This is a genomic window from Arthrobacter sp. Soil_N43 (assembly GCF_057655195.1).
The window spans coordinates 1-19,192 of record NZ_JBDGML010000053.1; the positions used below are offsets into that span (position 1 = coordinate 1).

Genomic DNA, 19,192 nt, shown 5'->3' on the forward strand with positions numbered 1-19,192 from the left:
CAGGTGGCCGGGGTTGTAGGGAAACAGGTTCAGCACCACGTAGCTGGTGCGGCCGCGGTACACGATCAGGGATTCCTCATCGGTACGGGCCGGAGCAACGCAGAAGGGGCAGTCGTCCTGGTTCTTGTACTGGTGCTGCCCGCCCTTGATGTACGCCATGCGGTGCGGAGTCCACAGGCGCTGGAAAGCGTCCGGAACACCGGCGAGGCCAAAGTCGTCCGTCACCTCGGCGTCGCCCGGATAGCCTGCGCCTGTATTCTCCTGCACGTGTGCCTCTCGTCGTGGCTAGCTGGTCCGGTTGCGGACGGCGTCCACGATCCGCTGGACCGCCTCTGCCACCGGCACACCGTTGTCCTGGCTGCCGTCGCGGAAGCGGAAGGACACCGCGCCTGCTTCGGCGTCCTCGCCGCCGGCGATCAGCACGAACGGGATCTTGTCCTTGCTGGCCGTGCGGATCTTCTTCGGGAACCGGTCCGAGGAGATGTCCACCTCCGCGCGGATGCCGGCCGCCTTGAGCTGGTCCACGACGTCGAACATGTAGTCGTTGAAGGTTTCCGCCACGGGGATGCCGACCACCTGGACGGGGGCCAGCCACGCGGGGAAGGCTCCGGCGTAGTGCTCGGTGAGGACGCCCATGAACCGCTCCACGGAGCCGAACAGGGCGCGGTGAATCATCACCGGGCGCTGGCGGGTGCCGTCCGCCGCCTGGAACTCGAGTTCGAACCGTTCCGGAAGGTTGAAGTCGAGCTGAATGGTGGACATCTGCCAGGTGCGGCCCAGCGCGTCCTTGGCCTGGACGGAGATCTTCGGGCCGTAGAACGCGGCTCCCCCGGGATCCGGGATCAGTTCCAGCCCGGACGCCTCGGCGACCTCGGCCAGGGTGCGGGTGGCTTCCTCCCAGGCGCTGTCCTCGCCCACGAACTTGTCCTCGTTCTTGGTGGACAGCTCCAGGTAGAAATCATCCAGGCCGTAGTCCTTGAGGAGGCCCAGGACGAAGTTCAGCGTGCCGGTGAGCTCGTCCTTCATCTGCTCGCGGGTGCAGTAGATGTGGGCGTCATCCTGGGTCATGCCGCGCACCCGGGTGAGGCCGTGCACCACGCCGGACTTCTCGTACCGGTAGACGGAACCGAACTCGAACAGGCGCAGCGGCAGCTCGCGGTAGGAACGGCCGCGGGAACGGAAGATGAGGTTGTGCATGGGGCAGTTCATCGGCTTGAGGTAGTAATCCTGGCCGGGTTTGCGCACGGTGCCGTCGTCGTTCAGTTCCGCGTCGATGTGCATCGCCGGGAACATGCCTTCCTTGTACCAGTCCAGGTGGCCGGAGACTTCGTAGAGGTGCCCCTTGGTGATGTGCGGGGTGTAGACGAACTCGTAGCCGGCGTCCACGTGCCGCTGGCGTGAGTAATCCTCCATGGCCTTGCGGATGATGCCGCCCTTGGGGTGGAACACCGGCAGGCCCGAGCCCAGCTCGTCCGGGAAGGAGAAGAGGTCCAGCTCGGCTCCGAGCTTGCGGTGGTCGCGCCGCTCGGCCTCGGCGATGCGCTCCTGGTAGGCCTTCAGTGCGTCCTTGGTGGGCCAGGCGGTGCCGTAGATGCGCTGCAGCTGCTGGTTGTTCTGGTTGCCCAGCCAGTAGGCGGCCGAGGAACGGGTCAGGGCGAACGCGTTGGAGATCAGCTTGGTGTTGGGCAGGTGCGGGCCGCGGCACAGATCGCACCAGACGCTGTCGCCGCTCTTGCGGTCTACATTGTCGTAGATGGTGATGTCGCCGGCGCCCACCTCGACGTTGACGCCTTCCCCGGCTTCCGCGGCGTCGTTCTTCTTGCCGAGCAGTTCCAGCTTGTAGGGCTCGTTCTTCATCGCCTCGCGTGCTTCGTCCTCGGACACGACGCGCCGCACGAACTTCTGGTTCTGGTTGACGATCTTGAGCATCATCTTTTCCAGCTGCCGGAGGTCTTCGGGGGTAAAGGGTTCCGCGACGTCGAAGTCGAAGTAGAAGCCGTCGGTGATGTACGGGCCGATGCCCAGCTTGGCGTCGGGGCGCAGCTGCTGCACCGCCTGGGCCATCACGTGGGCGGTGGAGTGGCGGAGCACGTTGAGACCGTCCGGGGAGTCGATGGTGACGCCTTCGATCACGGCACCTTCGGGAAGCGGCTGGTCAAGGTCCTTCAGCTCGCCGTCAACGCGGGCCACAACCACGTCGCGGCGCTCAAAGAAGAGTTCCGCGCCGGTGGTCCCGGTAGTCACCTTCATCTCTTCGCCTTCGACGATGAGGGTGATCTGCTGGGCATCTGACACGGGTGTCTCCTATTCAAAGTTAAGGCTTCGTAGCTTGTGGCATACGGGGACCACAGCCAGCCTCGTCAATCGTATCGGTTACGGCTGAGGCCAGCCAAAGCGGCCCGCGGGCAGGGCGGGATCGTTTAGCCGCCCAGGCCGGTGATGGCCAGGTTCCTGCCGATCCCGCTCAGCGGCCCGGGAGTCCGGAACTCGGCGGGAACGGAGCCGGGCTCCCCGCTCCCCGGTCCGGGACGGGAGCCGGATTCCTTTCCCGGGAAAGGCAGCGTCTCTATCTTGCTGAGGTCCCAGGCCATGCTGGCGCTGAGGCTGATTCCCCGCGGGCCCGTGCGCCGTGTGGTTCCGCGGATAAGCAGCAGGCGGGTACCGAACAGCAGAGGTCCTGCCTTCTCCTGGGCCTCATGGAAGAAGACAGAATCCACGCAACCGGTGCCGTCGTCGATGCTGATGAACACCACCCTCCTGCCTCCGCGCATGGGCGGTGTCTGGGTGGCGATGCGGACCCCGGCCACCAGGACTTCGGTGCCGTTCCTCAGTCCGAGGAGCCGGTCCGCCGTGGTGACGCCCAACCTGTCCAGCAGCGGACGGTGGCTGGACATCAGGTGCTCGCTGACATCAACAGCCATCAGGTCAAGCTCGGCCCTGACGTTCTCGATCATGGTGGGCGGCGGGAGCTCTGCCTTGACGTTCCGCAGTTCAACGTCACCCAGGGGCAGGGCCAGCTGGCCCTCAATGATGTCCGGCCCTTTCCGGTGTTGGCCGTTCTGCAGGTTCTGCAGATGCTGGACAAGGTCCGCCCGGTTGGCTGCTCCGCCGGATTCCCGGTGCAGTGAGTCGAAGGCGCCCAGCTGGGCCAGTCTTTTGATGCTCGGTTTTGTCAGCCTGGAGCGAGCCCTCAGATCAGCCAGCGAGTCGAATGGCTGTCCTGCCACGATCCGCTTCAGTTCAGCACCGGAGAGCCCGAAGATGCCTTTCAGGCTCAGCCTGATGCCGAGTTTGCCCTGATCCGGCCCCGAAACAACGCGCTCCACCCGGTACTCCGCGCCGCTGCGGTTGATGTCCAGCGGAAGAATGGGGATTCCCAGGCGGCGGGCTTCGGCAACCAGGAGGCGCTTGGGGTACATGCCCGGATCGTGCTCCCACAGCCCGGCGAGGAAGGCTTCCGGATGATGCGCCTTCAGCCACGCCGACTGGTAGGTGGGCACGGCAAAGGCCGCGCCGTGGGCCTTGCAGAACCCGAAGCTGCCGAAGGCCTTGAGGGTTCCCCAGACCTTGTCCACCACTTCCGGGGTGTAGTTGTTCTCCCGGGCCTTCCGGCGGAAGAACTCCTCCACCTTCGGCTCAAGCTCCTCGTTGCCCAGGGCGCGGCGGAATTCATCGGCGCGTGCCAGCCCGCAGCCGGTCATCACGTCGAAAGTCTTGAGGATCTGCTCGTGGAACACGGTGACCCCGTGGGTTTCCTGCAGGACCGGTTTGAGGTCCGGATGGGGATAGACCTCCGGCGCGAATCCGTGCCGGTGCTCCAGGAACGGCCGCACCATGTCGGATTTCATGGGCCCGGGGCGGAACAGGGAGATGTCGATAATGAGATCGTTGAATTCCCTCGGCGCCATCTTGCCCACGAGCTCGCGCTGGCCCGGTGATTCGATCTGGAAACATCCCAGGGTGTGGGTGCTCCGGATGAGCTCGTAGGTGGGCTCATCGTCCAGCGGCACCGCGTTGAGATCGATGCGGCCGTCCTCCCTGATGTAGTCGGGCCCTTTGCCGTCTGGCCCCACGGGGTGGGCACCGGCAGCCACCACATCAGCTTTGGTGGGATGTATCCGGATGATCTCCCGGACGGCGAAGGCCATGGCGCTTTGCATCCGGACTCCCAGCACATCCAGTTTGAGCATGCCCATGGGATCCATGTCGTGCTTGTCGAACTGGCTCATGGGCAGCCCCAGCCCGCTGGGCTGCACGGGGGTCCGGTCCAGCAGGGTCGCGTCGCCGAGGATGACGCCGCAGGGGTGCATGGAGATGTGGCGGGGAAGCCTGTCCAGGCGTTCAGTGAGGTCCACGAGCAGGTCCAGTTGCTGGTTGCCTGAAAAGTCCCGCTGCTCCACCCGGTCAGCAAATTCACGCAGCTCAGGCTTTTCTTCCAGTGCTTCCCTGAACCTGCGGGCGGAGAACCGCCACAGCTGCTTGGCGATCTCACCAATATCGCCGTCGTCCATGCCCAACGCCATTCCGGCGTCCCGCACCGCACCCCGCGCACGGTAGCCGTTCTGCATACTCATGAGCGTCACGCGCTGGGCGCCAAAACGGTCAAAGATCTTCCGGTACACGTTGTGCCGCTCGGCGCTTTCGACGTCGATGTCGATATCCGGCAGGGTGGCCCTGTCCCGCGACAGGAAGCGTTCGAAAATGAGGTCGTGCTGCAGCGGGTTCACCTGGCTGATATCGATCAGGTAGTTCACCAGGCTGGACGCACCCGAGCCCCTGGCGGCGGCCCGCACCCCCATGTCCAGGATCATCCTCGATACCTCCGCCACCGTCAGAAAATAGGAGGCGAAGCCGAGGTTGGAGATGATCTTCAATTCGTGATCCAACCGGGCGCGCATGTCAGCCTCTGCCTTCCCGGAAATACCGGGAAACCGGCGCGCCACACCGGCCTCGCACCTCAAGGCCAGCTCTGCCAGGGGATCTCCTTCGATGCCGATCACAGAGGCCTCCGGCACCACGGGCTGCTTCCAGCCCATGTCCGTGACGGGATCCATCCTGCAGCGGTCGGCGAGCGCCTCCGTTTGCGCGAGCAGGACCTGAAGATCTGCCGCCCCATAGCCGGCGGCGTGAATAATTTCCTTGCCCAGCTGCAGCATCTGATCAGGCGACTTCAGCCAGCCCTGCCCGTTGGGCTGGAGCAGCGGCGCGGCGGACAGTTCTGGCAGGGATTTCAAGGTCCGGGCGGAGTCGAGAACATCGGCCGTGGCGGCACCGTCCTCGGCACAGTAACGCACTGCGTTGGTGAGGACCGCCGGAACACTGTATTCCTGGGCGAGTTTGAGCATGCGGACGGCGTGGGCGGTGCTGAGGGGCTCTCCCGGGGCACTGAGATGGGAGACCACCTCCGCGACGACGCTTCCCGCCGGCATGGCATCCAGCCAGCTCTTGAAGAGCGTGCGGGGGCGGAGGTAACGGCGCCCGCCCATGGCCCTTCCGACGTCGGAATCCGGCCCGATCAGCACGCTAAGCACCGGCTTCAGGGTATCGGGGTGAAGGACCCTTGATGCCAGCTCCGCGCGGGTGACCGCAACCGGCACCACTCCCCCGGCCTTGCCCGTTGTGCGGGCATGGGCATCCGAAACCAGCCGGCAGAGCGCCTTGTAGCCGGCCCCGTTGGTGTGGCCGTGCGCCAGCACCACCACGCGGCCGGACAGCTGGGTGCGGAGGTCTCCCTCGTCGTCGAAAACGGCGAGATCCACGCCGACCACCGGGTCCAGCCCGGCAGCCATGCAGGCCTTAAGATGCTTGACCGTCCCGTAGAGGCCGTCCCGGTCAGTGCAGGCAAGCGCGGTTGCACCTGTTGCTGCCGCCGACTGGGCGAGCTCGTCGGGCCAGGAAACACCGTAGTGGGCGCTGAAGGCGGTGGAAACGTGAAGGTGCGTGAAGCTCATGCTGTCTTGTGCCGGAGGGCGTCGTGGATCCGGAGCAGCCTCCAGCGCCCGCTGCCGGTATGCCGGACCAGATCAAGTGTCAGGTGTTCAGGGGCCGCAGGGTTTTCCTTGGGCACCACCTGGACTCTCCAGATCTCGTGATCCACGAGTCCGGGCCCGCTGCCCAGTGGAGCCCGCTGTTCCTCGGCCCACCACTGGCGGCGCTCATACCAGTGGACCGGTTCGGCGCAGACTGCATATGTCCTGCCGCCCCACTGCAGCTCCACCGGCTGGCCTTCAAGTCCGCAGGCGACCTCCACGGACTCGCTGAACATGCCCATGGGTGCCTCCGGATACCAAGGTGAAGCTGCTGCAAATATTGGATGGTTCGAATATGTATTCGAATAAGTACAGTCTACGCCTGGCCTCCGGCAAAACCTAGATGGGTGTGGACGGACAGCGGCTCAGGGGGCAGGATGGAGCCATGAGTTCCAATGACGCACTCCTGAAGCACGTAAGCATCGCCGCCAAAGACACCATCCTGGTGGCCAAATTTGATATTGACGGCAACATTCCAGGATCGGGCGCCTTCGTAGTGGGGCTCGTGGCAGCAACTCCGGACTACTCACATCAACGGAGGCTTGGAATTGAGTTCATGAACGGCGAGGCCGTGTCGATGTACTCGTTCAGCCATGACGGCACCGAGGAGAACTTCGACATCACGAGTGTCGAGCATTCGGGCAGCACCATCACGGGCAAATTCCCCATGAGCACCGTGCTCGGGCTGGAGAAGGGCCACCTCATGTCAGCCTTCAGCGAGGCCGACGGGCGGGAATTCCAGTCGGGCGTGCCGGTCGAAGAGTCCCTTTAGACACCGCAACGGGACCCGACCACCCGGTCGTTGCCCAGTGCCTGCGGGCTGCCCAGTGCCTGCGGGGGCGCCTGCTCAGGCGTTCTCGTTGTGGATCTTCATCTCGAGTTCGATGAATTTCGAAATCATGGCCCGGTACGTGGTTTCCACGATGTCGGGGTCGATTTCCTTTTTCTCGGCAGCGGCGCGGACATGTTCGATCACACGTTCCACGCGACCGGGAGCCCGGACCTCGGCGTCATCGCCCTTGAGCGTCCCCGCGATCCTGATCAGACGTTCACGGCGCGCAATCAGCGTGACGATCTGGTCATCAACCTCGTCCACGGCGATCCGGACAGCTGCGAGCTGCTCCCTGTCAGCCTGGGCGCTTTTATCGTCTCCGTGATTTGTGGGCATGTCCATGACAGTATCGAACCATGCAGCCCCGAGTCGATTTTATTTCACTGGGAGTGCGAAGCGTTGCCGCCTCCCGCAGCTTCTATGTTGAGGGCCTAGGCTGGCCCGTCCACCGTGAATTTCCCGAAGTGATCTTCATCCAGGCCAACCACGGCCTCATCTTCTCCTTGTGGGACGCCGGGCAGATGCAGGCCGAAGCCGCTGTGGATGCCCCCGCGTCCGTACCGTGCATCACGCTCAGCCACAATGTGGCTAGCGCGGCCGAGGTCGATGAGGTGATGGCCCAGGCGGAATCCGCCGGGGCCGCCGTCGTGGCAAGCCCCAAGACCCAGCCTTGGGGAGGATACACGGGCTACTTCGCCGATCCGGACGGCTTCCGGTGGGAGATCGCCTTCAACCCCACATGGAGAGTCGACGACGGCGGTCGGGTCACCCTGTGAGTCCGCCCCGCTAGAAGAGCGCTTCGACCGGCTCGATGAGCTCCGGCGAATTATTCCGGACGTTGCCCACGGCGGGCCCCACCGAATCCACCCGCCAGCCTGCTGCCACGTCCTTGACCCCGGAGCGGACGAGGTCCACCAGCCCCGCGGCGTCATCAACCTGTGGGTCGAGCCATGCAGCCATGGTGTCCCGGCTCATGGGAAGCGGGACGCGGTCGTGAAGCGCGGTGAGCTCACCGAACACCGTGGCTTCGGCACCCTCGGGCGGTGAATCCGCCGTCATGATGGACATAGAGAGCATCCAGCGGGCGGGGTCGTCCTGCCCTTTGGATGGGTCCTTCCACCACTCGTAGAGGCCGGCGAAGACCATTCCCGGACCCTCCTTGGGATGCACGTAGTACGGCTGTTTGCGGCGCCCCTCCCCCTGCTTCCACTCGTAGTAGCCGTCGGCAGGCACTGCGCAGCGCCTGGCCTGCACCGCCTTGCGGAAGGCAGGCTTCTCCAGCACGGTTTCGCTCCTGGCATTGATCATCTTCGGCCCGACGCCAGGGTCTTTGGCCCAGGACGGCACCAGCCCCCAGCGGGCTATGTGCAGCTGGCGGACCGTGGCGCCCTCGATCAGCCGCTCCAGGACGATGGGCGCATCGTCCGTGGGCGCAAGGTTCCACGACGGCGGAATCTCCATTTCGTTCTCGAGTTCGGCGTCGAATTCGGCCAGCAGGTCCCCGACCGCCCTGGCCATCACGTAGCGTCCACACATGGCACCAGCATGCCACCGCAACACAAGCGGGGGAATACCGGCGCACGGGTTACCGTTGACTGGACGAAACTGACAGGCACGAGCCTAGACCTGAGGAGCTTTCCGTGGACTTCACCCCCGAAAACGGCACCATCACCATGTTCTCCACCACCTGGTGCGGTTACTGCAACCGGCTCAAGAAGCAGCTGGATGCCCAGGGAATCGGCTACACCGAGATCAACATCGAAGAGGTTGACGGCACGGCCGAACTTGTCGAGCAGATCAACGGCGGCAACCGCACGGTTCCCACCGTCCTGTTCCCGGACGGCACCGCGGCGACCAACCCCTCAGCCGCCGAGGTCAAGAGCCGGCTCGCGGCCTAGCTCGGGGAACTGGGCCCAGCGCCCCGTCAGCGCAGCCCGGCAGCCGCTGCTTCCTGCAAGGCACCGGCGATCCGGGACAGCGTTGCAGACTCGATGGACCATTGCTGCCAGTACAGCGGAACGTCCACATGCCCGCTCTTATCCAGCACGGTGAGCGTGCCGGCGTCGAGAAGCGGCGTGGACTGAAGATCCGGCAGCATGCCCCAACCCAGCCCCAGTTCGATCGCCCGCATGAAATCCGACGATGACGGAACGAAGTGGCGGGGCGGGTACTGGGCCGCGGACTTCAGCCTGCCCTCAAGGTAGCGGTCCTGGAGGGCGTCCTTGCGGTTGAACACAACCACCGGTGCCCGCGACAACGCCGCGTCGGTAAAACCGTCTGCCAGCCATTGCACGGCAAAGGACGGGCTGGCCACGGCGCGGTAGCGCATGACGCCCAGCGGCCGGACCGTGCACCCCTGCACGGGCTCGGGGTTTGAGGTGATGGCCCCCATCGCCGTTCCCTCCCGGAGGCGCTCGATGGAATGGTCCTGATCGTCGATGCTGATCTCGAAACTTGCGCGCTCCACAGCCACCAGGGCAGGCAGCACCCAGGTGGCGAGGGAGTCCGCATTGATGACCAGCGGAATGCGCGGGCGGGCTCCCGCGCCTTCCAGCCCCAGTTCGTCCATGGCCTCGCTTTCCAGCAAGGCCACCTGCCGGGCCAGCCGCACCACCACGCTTCCGGACTTCGTTGGCCGGACGGGCTTGGTGCGGAGCAGCAGGACGCGTCCGGTCTGCTGTTCCAGTGCCTTGACCCTCTGGCTGATGGCAGAGGACGTCACATGCAGCGCCGCGGCGGCGCGGTCGAACGTTCCGTGGTCTATTACAGCGGCCAAGGTCCTCAGCTGCTCGGTGGTGGCATCCATCCTAAGCTGTCCTTAATAGAGGTAAGAAAGTTTAGCTGTACTCATGATTCCAGCGGGCCTAAAGTCAGGCAAGTGGAAACTACTGCAACCCTCAGCGCCCTGGTCACCGGCTTCGGCGCAGGCCTCTCCCTCATCGTTGCTATTGGCGCGCAGAACGCCTTCGTCCTGCGCCAGGGGCTGCGCCGCGAGCACCTGGCACCGATTGTGGCAGTGTGCATCGCAAGCGATGCCCTCCTCATTGCTGCGGGCGTGGCCGGCGTCGGCGCGCTCATCCAGGCGGCGCCGCTCGCCCTGGTCATCGTGCGCTGGGCCGGCGCGGCTTTTCTGCTGGCCTACGCCTTTTTCGCGGCTCGCCGCGCCTTGAAGCCCAGCGGCCTGAGCGCTGCCGCCACGTCCTCCCGGAGCACGCTGGCAGCAACGGTGGGAACCGCCGTCGCACTGACCTGGCTGAATCCGCACGTGTACCTGGACACCGTGGTGCTCCTGGGATCGCTCGCAGCCGACCACGGTGAGCAGGGCCGCTGGCCGTTTGCCTGGGGAGCGATAGCGGGAAGCACGCTCTGGTTCAGCCTCCTTGGCTTCGGGGCACGGTACCTGGCGCCGGTGTTCGCCCGCCCCGGAGCCTGGCGGGTTCTCGACGGCGCCATCGCCCTCCTGATGCTGGCGCTGGCCGCGTTCCTGGTCATTCCGTGAATGTACGGGACAGCCTTCAGTGCCTTGTATGCGATCGCTATTCGGGCGTCTCGTTCTGCTGTCTTTGGGCGTGCCGCTGCAGTTGCCATCTATGCACGTCGGGGAGCCAATCCAACGTGGCCGATGGACCGACCCGCGGGTCGTCGGGAACACGGCCGTCTCGCAGGTCCTGCACGTACGCGCGGTCCTGTTGGATGCGTGCTCGTAGCTGCTCAGCTCCGCCGACTGAGCCGTGACCGGGGATGACGGCATCGACGTCGTCGGCCACGCTCTCGAACAGCCGCAAGGCGGCGAGGTAATCCTCGATCGGATTCGCGGCCTCCAGGTCGAGGAACGGCATCAGGATGTCAGAAAGCATGTCGCCGGCGACGAGGACGCGGCGCTCCTCGATCAACAGCGCCGCATGGCCTGGGGCATGCGCCTGATGCTCGATGATCCGGGCTTTGGGGCCATCCCAAGGAATCTGCGCAGCTTCGGCGGGCAGACCGCTAACGAGACCGAGCAGATCCATCGGGATCTCCTCTGCGTACTCCGGTGGGAGCCCCACGGCTATGCGGTCCTTCCAGTCCGCGTTCGACAGCAGATCTTGGATGGCGGCCGCGCAGCGGGCCGTGCCGTATCGGGGCGCGTCGCCGAAGTTCGCGTGCCAGAGCACGTGGTCCCAATCAGGATGCGTGGAGAAGCCTGCCACGACGGGCTGGCCCAATCCGCGAAGGTCGTTCGCGAGGGCTGCCATTTCGTCGCCCGTTATGCCTGGGTCGATGAGCAACACACCGTCCCGGCCCCGCACGACAACGGAATTACTCTGGATGAACCCGCTCTCGTGAACTAGAACGCCCTCAGCGACTTCCTTCAGCATGAAATGCCTTCCGCCTGTGGTCTGCAACCGCTTGTCGAGACGGTAATAGTGAGATGCTTCCGCCGGTGAGGGAATTCCGAACCGACGTCCAGGACGTCTGGCTCGCCGAGGGCGAGGTTAACCGATGTGCTCGGCCAGGGCCACGATGATTCCTTCGGGTCCGCGCACGTAGGCCATGCGCCAGACGTGCTCGTATTCACCGACGCCGCCAATCAGGCCATAGCCCTCCGCGGCCAGCCGTTCGACCGCTGCTGGAAGGTCGTCCACCTCGAACGCCACGTTGCGCAGTCCAAGTTCGGTGGACATCGCGGCGGGAGACCCGGGCTGGTGGTCGGGTCGGATGAAGCTTGACAGCTCCAGGCCAGCACCTCCGTCAGGCGGCCGCAGCATGACGATCTCACTGCGGGAGTCGGGAATGCCGATGACGGTGTCCACGAACTCGCCCTCCATGAACATCCGGCCCTCGACCTCGAGACCCAGCCCGACGAAGAACTCCGTTGCTCGGTCGAGGTCGGCAACGGTGATGCCGACGTGGTCGAAGCGTCGCACATGTGACATAGGGTGCAGTTTCCAATTCTCGTTGGAGACGCCTGCGTCGACGTCTGCGGAGGCGGGGGCGGCTTTGGAAGCCGCCCATACCGAATGTCGATTAGCAGTCCATAGCCTACCCCCTGGTTTGAACGAAAGGCACGGGTGCGGAAACCTGCCGAGGCAGCCGCTCAGTTGTGGCTGCCAGTTGGGAATGGGGGTTTTGCCGTCCCGTTTACGCAACCTTGAGCGGACAATTCCGAATGCTCGAAAGGTTCCTCAACCCGCTGTTCCCGCGCGGTACGCGTCCTCGGCATGGATTAGGGTGTCGATATGGAATGCCGGATCAACGAAGTCCTGGTCCATTACGTCGAGCATGGCGTCGGCGTGCCGCTCGTTGCGTTACACGGCGCCGGTGTTGATCATCGCGAGATCGAGGCGGCGATCGAGGCCATTGTTCCCGTCACGCGATACCGGCGGATCTATCCGGACCTGCCGGGGATGGGCCTCTCGACGACCGACGGCCTGACCTGCAACGACGATGTGGTGACGCTGCTCTGTGACTTCATCGATCATCTGGGCGCGGGACCGGTGATGCTGCTCGGGCACTCTTATGGCGCCTACCTGGCTCGTGGAGTGGCCGCACGGCGCCCAGACACCGTGCTCGGTCTGGCATTGTTGTGCCCCGTCGCCGAGCGGTCGCGAAGCGTGCCTCGCCATGACGTGGTTCGCCGGGACTCCGATGCGTACGACGAACTCGAACCTGCACACCGGGCGGGGTTTGAGGACTACTTTGTCTTGCACACACAGGCCACGGCTCGCCGGTACCGCGACCGCGTTGCCCCGGGTACGGCGCTTGTGGACGAGGCTGCGCTGGGGCGCATCTTCGCCGGGTGGACGGTCGACGTCGGGTCGACCGCGTTCTCTGCGCCGACCTTGGTCGTGGCTGGACGACGCGATTCGGTCGCCGGGTATGCCGACGCGGCCGAATTGCTCGGGCGCTACCCGCACGCCACCCTGGCTGTCATCGAGGACGCCGGCCATGCGCTCATGCACGAGCGGCCCGAACTACTCGCCGCGTTATTGGGCGACTGGCTCGATCGAGCTCGACCAGAAGACGAGTGACCGACCCGGCTGCAATTCATCAGGCGATCGGCGACCTGAGCGCGGCAGCCGGTGTCAGCAACACTCATCTGGCACAGCGGTTCAAGGAGCTCAAAGAGCGACAATTCACGACTTGCTAATATGGGCGCACCCCAACGCAGAGGAGCGCCCCATGGGCAAGGTGGTCATGTACAGCTCGGTGTCGGTGGACGGCTTCATCGCGGACGAGAACGACCAGCCCGGACCGCTCTTCGACTGGTTGACCAGCGGCGACGTCCCGTTGGACGAGAGCGGCGAGTTGAAGGTGTCGCAGACGTCCTACGATTACACCCGGCCGTACTGGGACCAGATCGGGGTGACAATCGCCGGCCGCCGCGTCTTCGACATGACGGACGGCTGGGACGGGAAGCCTCCGAGCGGGATCGACCACGTGGTCGTCGTGACGCACCGGTCCCAGCCCGAGGGCTGGGACCCCGAGGCGCCGTTTCACTTCGTCGACGGTATCGAGGCAGCCGTGGCCAAGGCGCAGGAGCTCGCGGGTGAGCGCATCGTCGAGGTCGCCGCTGGCGACGTCGGTGGCCAGGTGCTTGCCGCGGGCCTGGTCGACGAGGTGCGCATGGACGTCGCACCCGTCGTGTTCGGGTCCGGCAAGCGGTACTTCGGGTCGGTCCACGCACAGCACCTGCTGGAGGATCCCGACGTCGTGATTCAGGGCAACCGGGTGCTTCACCTGCGCTATCGGGTGCGCCGCTGACCCTCAAGACCGGGTAGCGAGCTCAGGTACCCGCCGGCTCTGGCGCTGGCGGGGCTGAGCTCGTAGGCTCTGAGCAATCGCGCCAGCCAGCGGTGAAAAGAGGGATCACTACACCAGGACACGGTCCCAGCAGGCCGGCCCTGACTGATTCAAAACATCGCCCGCTTACGCGGTGTACTGTGCCCGCCAGCTCGCGGCAACTGACGGCGCAGTTCCGGAACGAGCCCGCGAAAACCCGCGGGCAGACCGGCACAGTTGAACGGGATCCAGCCATGAACAGAAGCAACGCTTCAGCCGCCCTCGCCATCGCAACAGTTCTCACTCTCACAGGCTGCGGCGGGCCCGCCCCGTCCGGTACCACCGCCTCCTCGAGTCCCTCCCCTGCGTCCTCGGATCCGACCCCAACACCGACCCCGAAGGCCTACACCAACGAGGAACTGAGCGCCATCGTCGCCGGCCTCAAGGATGCCCAGGGCCAGCCCCTCACCGTTGTCCCGGCCGCACAGATCGATCAGGGACTGATAGCAGCCCGGGAGATGCTCAAGACCGCCGTCATCACACCGAAAACCTGCGGGGTGCTGATCGACAACAACACCCAGGTTCCCGAGGGCAGCACCTACGCAGCCGGGGCGAGCCTTGCGGCGAAGGCCAAAACGGCGACGGTCCTGACAGTGTTCGCGGTCCAAGACCCTTCGGTGATGACGGCCCAGTTCGAGAAGAGCGAATCGGCGCTGAATGACTGCTCGACCTACACCATCGAGTTGAAGGGGCAGAAGGTCACCAGCGAGCTGAAACCCCTGGACACCCCGGTGCAGGCCGAGAAGTCAATGGCTGCCCTGACCGTCCAGACCACCCCCGCCGGGCAGAAACAGGTCTGCAACATCACCGTCTTGGGAGTCAAGGGAACCCTGGCGGTCACCGTGATGAAGACTGGCGCCGTCGGAGCGGTCACCGCAGCCGACGCACCGGAACTGGCCAAGCTCGTCAACGCGGCCCTCGCCGCAGGCTGACGGTGTCCCGGCCGGATGATGAGGGGCGGGACCGGCCGGGCACCGCCCCTGACGGCGTCAACGAGCCTGCGGGCAGACTTTTCGTCGGGCGATCATCGCCGCATGAGGACGCCGGCCAGGATCGGTCCGCGTATGCACATCAAGGACCTCAAAACCGGCGCGGGCAAGCCTGGCAGCCATGCCATCAGTGGACCAGAGGTAGGCGGTGGTCACCGCGTGGGGGAAGGCTTCGCCATCCGTGCCCTCAAAGAACCCCATCAGAAGTGTCCCGCCAGGGGCAATGCAGCGTGCGAAGTCGCCCAGTGCGGACTGAAGATCCTCAGTTCGGAGGTGGATGAGGGAGTACCAGGCGAGGATCCCGCCGATCTGCCCGGCGTGGATCCCGAGGTCGGTGAACGACGCGAGCCGGAATGACGCACCCGGGAATCGAGCCTTGGCCTCTTGGACAAACGCGGGCACAATGTCGACGCCTTCGGCATCGGCGCCCAGGCTGGTCAGGAAAGCAGTCCAGTGACCCGGGCCGCAGCCGACATCGACGACCGGACCCAGCAGCGACTTCGCCCAGTTCGCTATGAACCGCCGGTCCTGCTCGTCCGCCTTGTCCACCGATCCGAACAGCGAGATGTATTCTGGCGCGCGCTCGGCATACGCATCACCAACCGTTGTCTCCGTCATCAGCTCCGAGCCTATACGCCCCGGTCCCGTCCCGGGGGCATGATCTGACGGGGAACGGCCCGTGCCTCTGGCGGTGTGGGCCCCTCTGGCGGTATTTCCCGCACCGCACTACAGTTCAAAACTCGAGTCAAAACCGCCCGCCAAGCCACAGTCGCAGTCCACATTACGAAGGATGGCCATGAACCCAGTTTCCGCGCAAATTGGCACCGTATTCGTCCCTGTCAGCGATGTGCGGAGGGCCCGGGACTGGTACTGCGACATGTTGGGCCTGCCCGCCGAAGACTCCGTGCTCTTTGACCATCTGTCCATGCTGCCCATGAACGGCACGGGGCTGGTGCTGGACAGCAAGATCTACTCCCCCGATGCAGTCTTCAAGGTTCCGGCCTTTCACTTCAACACCCCGGACATCCGGGCCGCGCACGGGTTCATGAAGGACCGTGGCGTGGAACTGACGGACGTCAACGAGGATCAGTGGTTTAACTTCCGGGACCCCGACGGCAACGTCCTGATGATCTGCCAGATCCCAGCGGCGACAGAATAGCCGCGGCGGTGCCTTCAGCTGCCGGCCGTCAGGGCCGCAGGCTGCTGAACTCCGCGTACGCCAGCGGCGCGTAGCCGCCGTACGTGTTGATCACGGCGTCCTCGATGGACCCGACATCCAGGTGTGGCACCAGGTCATTCACGGCACCGGCCGTCGCGGGGTCCCAGTCCAGGCCGAGTGCTCCGTAACTGGCCGTGAGGACGCTGCGGATGGGCGCCGAGTTTTCCACCACGATGACGGAGCTGAACAGCCACCCGCCGGACACCACGCGCTGGGCGGTGCCCACGAGCTTAATCCTGTGCGCGGAGTCGGCCGGGTGCATTCCATGGACGCTGAACTCCCCCGGGCAGTATTCCCCCGGGATCTCCCCGACGGCGGCGTTCACGCCGGCGCTTCGCAGCGCCTCCGCCAGCATCTCGCCAAAGAACGCGAACCTGCCCTTGGCTCCGGCGATCGCATCGGCATGGGGCTCCACGTGGTCGACGATCAGCGTCCCCTCGTGGTAGGCGGCAGCGCGCCCTCCGGCCTTGCGGACCAGAGGCTCAAAGCCCTGCTCCCGGCACGCCTGCGCCGCGGCCTCGAAGCCGGGAAGGTGCGTGTCCCGCTGGCCGAAGGCAACCGTCGGGGCGGGGCGGTACAGCCTGAGCGTGGGGCCCACCATCCCCGTCTTGGCCAGGCCCAGCAACTCGATTCCGAAGTCCAGGTCCCGGGCGGCCCCCAGCGAATCGTGCTGACGGACGACGGTCAGCGTCGGTGATCCGGCCCCGGCCTGCTGCATGTTGCTAAGCTCCCTTATGGTCGTATTGCAATTCCTGGTCGTCGCTGGGGCCTTCGCCGTGATCGACGCCGTGTGGCTCAAGCTCATGAACCCGTTCTACCGCAACCACATCGGCGGACTGCTGGCCGAACGGCCCAATCTAGGGTACGCCGTCGTTTTCTACGTGATTTACATTGCCGGGATCGTCTTCTTCGCCTTGCGTCCGGCGCTCGACGGCGGCAGCTGGCTGACCGCCGTCGGCTACGGCGCGGCGCTGGGTGCCTTCGCCTATGCGACGTATGACCTGACCAACGCCGCGACACTCAAAACCTGGCCCCTCCAGCTGATCCTCGTGGACCTGGCCTGGGGCGCCGTGCTGACCGCCCTCGCCACGCTGGCCGGCTGGCTGGTGTTCCACCAGTAGCCGCGGGAACAGGTTTTTCGAAGCTCAGCTCCTCCGCAGCGTCAGGATCTGTTCCGCGCGGCCAAACGGCCCGACCAGGTCATGCAGCACGGTTGACGTGAGCCCGATCCCGTCCGCTCCGAAGGAGACCGCGTTGTCGAGCCCCAGCCATTCGCCCTCCGGCCGGCGATACATGTGGATCTGCAGGTCCAGGTTGGGGAAGGCGTAGCTGTCCCTGCCCGGCGGCACCCGGGCGGCAATGCCGTTCGCTGTGTCCACCAGCCCCATCAGCCGGGCCATGTCGGTGCTGTCCGACCGGTCCGTCAGCGGATGGTCAGTGCGCAGCCAGACCTTGCCGGAGCCGGGTCGGTGCCCGTCGGCCACCCTCATCTCGAGCGACCGGATGTACCCGCCGGGCCAGACGCTGGCGCCGTCATAGGGTTTGCAGTCATGGGGTGAGGGGATAACAGCGTCTTCGACGGCGGCGACGGCGGACGTGTCACTGGTGATCATCCGCCAGGCCGTCGCCCGGATGATGGCGCGTCCGGCAGCCACGAGTTCTGCCTGCAGGAGTTCGATGGTCCGGCCGGGGCGGAGTGTCGTGGTGACGATCTCGAAGCCGCCGCCGGGAATCAGGCCGAGGATCTCGTAGCTGAGGCGTGCCATCCGCATGTCGCCGCGTGGCTCATGCCGTTCCAGCCGGTCGGCGAGCAGCCCGGCGGCCGGCGCCATGTGCTGTTCATGCTCGTTCCAGGCCCCCTGTGCGTGAATCGTGGAGCGGAAGTGGCCCCCGCCCAGATCCTGGTAATAGAAGTCTCCTTCGGCGAGTTCCGGCAGTGCAGCAGTCAACATTGACCCTTTCGAAACAGTAAACGAATCCGCGATCACCCTACCGCGAGCGCGACAGTCCCGCGGGCCGTGTGCATGACCTTCCAAAAGGTGCCCGCCAGGGGCTCGCCTTCTACCGTGACGGAACCATCACGGTTTACGACGAAACAACCACCACCGCCGAGGAGCTACCTCACCTGGGATGCCGCCTCGGAAGTGGCCGTCACGCTCAAGGACGGCGCCAGCACCGTGGTGGGCGACTACTGGGTGAGCGTCTCCGGCGGGGTGCTGATGTCAACGGCGACCTGGCGGTCAGCGGCGGGACCCTGGCCGCCGCGGGCAGCGCCGGTATGGCGGTCACCCCGGCACCAGCTCGACGCAGTCCGGCGTGCACGTCTAGACCGGGGAACCGCCCGGGTGGACGCGTGATTGGGCGAGGGATCCCTGGACGGCGCCGGGCAGCAGGGCACGGTCACGGCCGGCGAATACACGCAGGGGGCGCGGTCCCGGCGGACGATAGCCGGACGTTAATCTACCGGTCGCCAAGGGATTTTCTGGGTAGACTCGGAGCCAGGTCCTTCTAGCAGCCCTCGGAAGCGGTGTTCCACTAATGCGAGTAATTAGCTACAACCTCCGCAAGCACAAAGCCAGCGGGGAGCTGGTCAACCTGGCCCGCAATTTCGGAATCGATGCCCTCTGCCTCCAGGAATGTGATTCCGCGGACCTGCCGAAAACCCTCGGTCCCCTGCACCTGGCCGACTTCACCAAAGGCAACAGGCTCGGACTGGCCATCTACTACCGCACGGAGCGGTTCACAGCCTTGGAGACCAAGACCTTTGCGCTGAAGAAGTCCATGCACGACCATGTCATGGCACCCGCGCACGAGCGCCTCATCGGCACCCGGATGGTGGACAACGAGACGGACCATGAACTGGTCATCGGCTCATTTCACGCAGCCCCGCTGACCGCCTCCAACTCACTGCGCCGGAAGCAGATCCATGCGGCGCACGCGGAGCTGCTAAGCATGGGCAGCGGACTCATGACTCTGATGGTCGGGGACTTTAATTACCCGTTCTTCACCAAGAGCCTGCATGCGCACATGAAGGACGCCGGCTACGCCCTGTCGCTCAGCAACCGCAGAACCTACACGCGCTACAAGGTCTTTAAGGGACACTTCGACTTCGCCACGTCCCTGGGGCTGGATATCGAAAGCGTGGAGACTCTCCCCCGCGGGAAGTCAGATCACCTGCCGATTCTTGTCACGGCGGAATACGGGCAGGACCGCTCACCGCTCAGGCAGCCAGTCTCCTGACGCAGCGGTGGGCGCAGCCTGCCGTCACACTTGCGTGCGTCGGCTTTTCTGACGGCCTTCG

22 protein-coding genes and 1 pseudogene are annotated in these 19,192 nt (G+C 65.2%); 11 read left to right on the forward strand and 12 right to left on the reverse strand.

What is annotated here, in order from left to right:
• The 4 genes and pseudogenes from AC3A3W_RS04130 to AC3A3W_RS04145 all read right to left on the reverse strand — a co-directional run.
• Nucleotides 1-267: pseudogene (locus tag AC3A3W_RS04130) on the reverse strand (HIT family hydrolase); the annotation flags it as partial.
• An 18-nt stretch (nucleotides 268-285) separates the two neighbouring features.
• Nucleotides 286-2,250, reverse strand: a complete 1,965-nt coding sequence (gene thrS / locus AC3A3W_RS04135; protein WP_487440630.1) for a threonine--tRNA ligase — start codon at nucleotides 2,248-2,250, stop codon at nucleotides 286-288.
• A gap of 170 nt (nucleotides 2,251-2,420) precedes the next feature.
• The gene (locus tag AC3A3W_RS04140; protein WP_487440603.1) at nucleotides 2,421-5,951 is read right to left on the reverse strand and encodes a DNA polymerase III subunit alpha; all 3,531 of its coding nucleotides are present in this window, start codon (nucleotides 5,949-5,951) and stop codon (nucleotides 2,421-2,423) included.
• A complete protein-coding gene (locus AC3A3W_RS04145; protein WP_205653967.1) occupies nucleotides 5,948-6,271 on the reverse strand; it encodes a DUF6504 family protein in 324 nt (107 codons plus the stop codon). Before AC3A3W_RS04145 ends, AC3A3W_RS04140 begins: the two co-directional genes overlap by 4 nt.
• 143 nt (nucleotides 6,272-6,414) lie before the next feature.
• On the opposite strand from AC3A3W_RS04145, the gene AC3A3W_RS04150 reads away from it, so the two are divergent.
• Nucleotides 6,415-6,801, forward strand: a complete 387-nt coding sequence (locus AC3A3W_RS04150) for a hypothetical protein (RefSeq protein WP_487440604.1) — start codon at nucleotides 6,415-6,417, stop codon at nucleotides 6,799-6,801.
• 75 nt (nucleotides 6,802-6,876) lie between these two features.
• Here AC3A3W_RS04150 and AC3A3W_RS04155 read toward each other — a convergent pair whose 3' ends face one another.
• Nucleotides 6,877-7,203, reverse strand: a complete 327-nt coding sequence (locus tag AC3A3W_RS04155; RefSeq protein ID WP_487440605.1) for a chorismate mutase — start codon at nucleotides 7,201-7,203, stop codon at nucleotides 6,877-6,879.
• A gap of 14 nt (nucleotides 7,204-7,217) precedes the next feature.
• Between AC3A3W_RS04155 and AC3A3W_RS04160 the strand changes: the two genes are divergently transcribed.
• Nucleotides 7,218-7,637, forward strand: coding sequence for a VOC family protein (locus tag AC3A3W_RS04160; RefSeq protein ID WP_487440606.1), 420 nt, complete (start codon nucleotides 7,218-7,220; stop codon nucleotides 7,635-7,637).
• Nucleotides 7,638-7,647: 10 nt separating this feature from the next.
• Here AC3A3W_RS04160 and AC3A3W_RS04165 read toward each other — a convergent pair whose 3' ends face one another.
• Nucleotides 7,648-8,397 carry an SOS response-associated peptidase gene (locus AC3A3W_RS04165; protein ID WP_487440607.1) on the reverse strand — a complete coding sequence of 250 codons (750 nt, stop codon included), beginning with the start codon at nucleotides 8,395-8,397 and terminating at the stop codon, nucleotides 7,648-7,650.
• A 104-nt stretch (nucleotides 8,398-8,501) separates the two neighbouring features.
• Between AC3A3W_RS04165 and AC3A3W_RS04170 the strand changes: the two genes are divergently transcribed.
• Nucleotides 8,502-8,759, forward strand: coding sequence for a mycoredoxin (locus AC3A3W_RS04170; protein WP_066291738.1), 258 nt, complete (start codon nucleotides 8,502-8,504; stop codon nucleotides 8,757-8,759).
• Between the two features lie 26 nt (nucleotides 8,760-8,785).
• Here the strand turns inward: AC3A3W_RS04170 and AC3A3W_RS04175 are convergent, their stop codons facing one another.
• Nucleotides 8,786-9,667 (reverse strand): LysR family transcriptional regulator ArgP, encoded by an 882-nt coding sequence (locus tag AC3A3W_RS04175; protein ID WP_487440608.1) that lies wholly within the window; start codon nucleotides 9,665-9,667, stop codon nucleotides 8,786-8,788.
• A 72-nt stretch (nucleotides 9,668-9,739) separates the two neighbouring features.
• On the opposite strand from AC3A3W_RS04175, the gene AC3A3W_RS04180 reads away from it, so the two are divergent.
• Nucleotides 9,740-10,360, forward strand: a complete 621-nt coding sequence (locus AC3A3W_RS04180; protein ID WP_487440609.1) for a LysE/ArgO family amino acid transporter — start codon at nucleotides 9,740-9,742, stop codon at nucleotides 10,358-10,360.
• Nucleotides 10,361-10,397: 37 nt separating this feature from the next.
• Here the strand turns inward: AC3A3W_RS04180 and AC3A3W_RS04185 are convergent, their stop codons facing one another.
• Nucleotides 10,398-11,219 carry an MBL fold metallo-hydrolase gene (locus AC3A3W_RS04185; protein ID WP_487440610.1) on the reverse strand — a complete coding sequence of 274 codons (822 nt, stop codon included), beginning with the start codon at nucleotides 11,217-11,219 and terminating at the stop codon, nucleotides 10,398-10,400.
• A 117-nt stretch (nucleotides 11,220-11,336) separates the two neighbouring features.
• Nucleotides 11,337-11,777: a VOC family protein gene (locus AC3A3W_RS04190; RefSeq protein ID WP_487440611.1), complete on the reverse strand. Its 441-nt coding sequence runs from the start codon at nucleotides 11,775-11,777 to the stop codon at nucleotides 11,337-11,339.
• A gap of 303 nt (nucleotides 11,778-12,080) precedes the next feature.
• Between AC3A3W_RS04190 and AC3A3W_RS04195 the strand changes: the two genes are divergently transcribed.
• From AC3A3W_RS04195 to AC3A3W_RS04205, 3 genes are all read left to right on the forward strand, one after another.
• On the forward strand, nucleotides 12,081-12,872 hold the full coding sequence (locus AC3A3W_RS04195; RefSeq protein WP_487440612.1) for an alpha/beta fold hydrolase: 792 nt from the start codon (nucleotides 12,081-12,083) through the stop codon (nucleotides 12,870-12,872).
• Nucleotides 12,873-13,023: 151 nt separating this feature from the next.
• On the forward strand, nucleotides 13,024-13,605 hold the full coding sequence (locus AC3A3W_RS04200; RefSeq protein ID WP_487440631.1) for a dihydrofolate reductase family protein: 582 nt from the start codon (nucleotides 13,024-13,026) through the stop codon (nucleotides 13,603-13,605).
• Nucleotides 13,606-13,877: 272 nt separating this feature from the next.
• Nucleotides 13,878-14,615, forward strand: coding sequence for a hypothetical protein (locus AC3A3W_RS04205; RefSeq protein WP_487440613.1), 738 nt, complete (start codon nucleotides 13,878-13,880; stop codon nucleotides 14,613-14,615).
• A 57-nt stretch (nucleotides 14,616-14,672) separates the two neighbouring features.
• On the opposite strand, the gene AC3A3W_RS04210 is transcribed toward AC3A3W_RS04205, so the two are convergent.
• On the reverse strand, nucleotides 14,673-15,290 hold the full coding sequence (locus AC3A3W_RS04210; RefSeq protein ID WP_487440614.1) for a class I SAM-dependent methyltransferase: 618 nt from the start codon (nucleotides 15,288-15,290) through the stop codon (nucleotides 14,673-14,675).
• A gap of 178 nt (nucleotides 15,291-15,468) precedes the next feature.
• Here AC3A3W_RS04210 and AC3A3W_RS04215 point away from each other — a divergent pair, with 178 nt between their 5' ends.
• Nucleotides 15,469-15,831 (forward strand): VOC family protein, encoded by a 363-nt coding sequence (locus tag AC3A3W_RS04215; RefSeq protein WP_487440615.1) that lies wholly within the window; start codon nucleotides 15,469-15,471, stop codon nucleotides 15,829-15,831.
• 28 nt (nucleotides 15,832-15,859) lie between these two features.
• Here AC3A3W_RS04215 and AC3A3W_RS04220 read toward each other — a convergent pair whose 3' ends face one another.
• On the reverse strand, nucleotides 15,860-16,609 hold the full coding sequence (locus AC3A3W_RS04220) for a lipoate--protein ligase family protein (protein ID WP_487440616.1): 750 nt from the start codon (nucleotides 16,607-16,609) through the stop codon (nucleotides 15,860-15,862).
• A 16-nt stretch (nucleotides 16,610-16,625) separates the two neighbouring features.
• Here AC3A3W_RS04220 and AC3A3W_RS04225 point away from each other — a divergent pair, with 16 nt between their 5' ends.
• On the forward strand, nucleotides 16,626-17,012 hold the full coding sequence (locus AC3A3W_RS04225; protein ID WP_487440617.1) for a DUF2177 family protein: 387 nt from the start codon (nucleotides 16,626-16,628) through the stop codon (nucleotides 17,010-17,012).
• Between the two features lie 24 nt (nucleotides 17,013-17,036).
• On the opposite strand, the gene AC3A3W_RS04230 is transcribed toward AC3A3W_RS04225, so the two are convergent.
• Entirely contained in the window at nucleotides 17,037-17,840 is an 804-nt protein-coding gene (locus AC3A3W_RS04230; protein WP_487440632.1) for a thioesterase family protein, read from the reverse strand.
• A 117-nt stretch (nucleotides 17,841-17,957) separates the two neighbouring features.
• On the opposite strand from AC3A3W_RS04230, the gene AC3A3W_RS04235 reads away from it, so the two are divergent.
• The gene (locus AC3A3W_RS04235) at nucleotides 17,958-18,248 is read left to right on the forward strand and encodes a hypothetical protein (protein ID WP_487440634.1); all 291 of its coding nucleotides are present in this window, start codon (nucleotides 17,958-17,960) and stop codon (nucleotides 18,246-18,248) included.
• Between the two features lie 181 nt (nucleotides 18,249-18,429).
• Nucleotides 18,430-19,131 (forward strand): endonuclease/exonuclease/phosphatase family protein, encoded by a 702-nt coding sequence (locus tag AC3A3W_RS04240; RefSeq protein ID WP_487440618.1) that lies wholly within the window; start codon nucleotides 18,430-18,432, stop codon nucleotides 19,129-19,131.
• Nucleotides 19,132-19,192 lie beyond the last annotated feature (61 nt).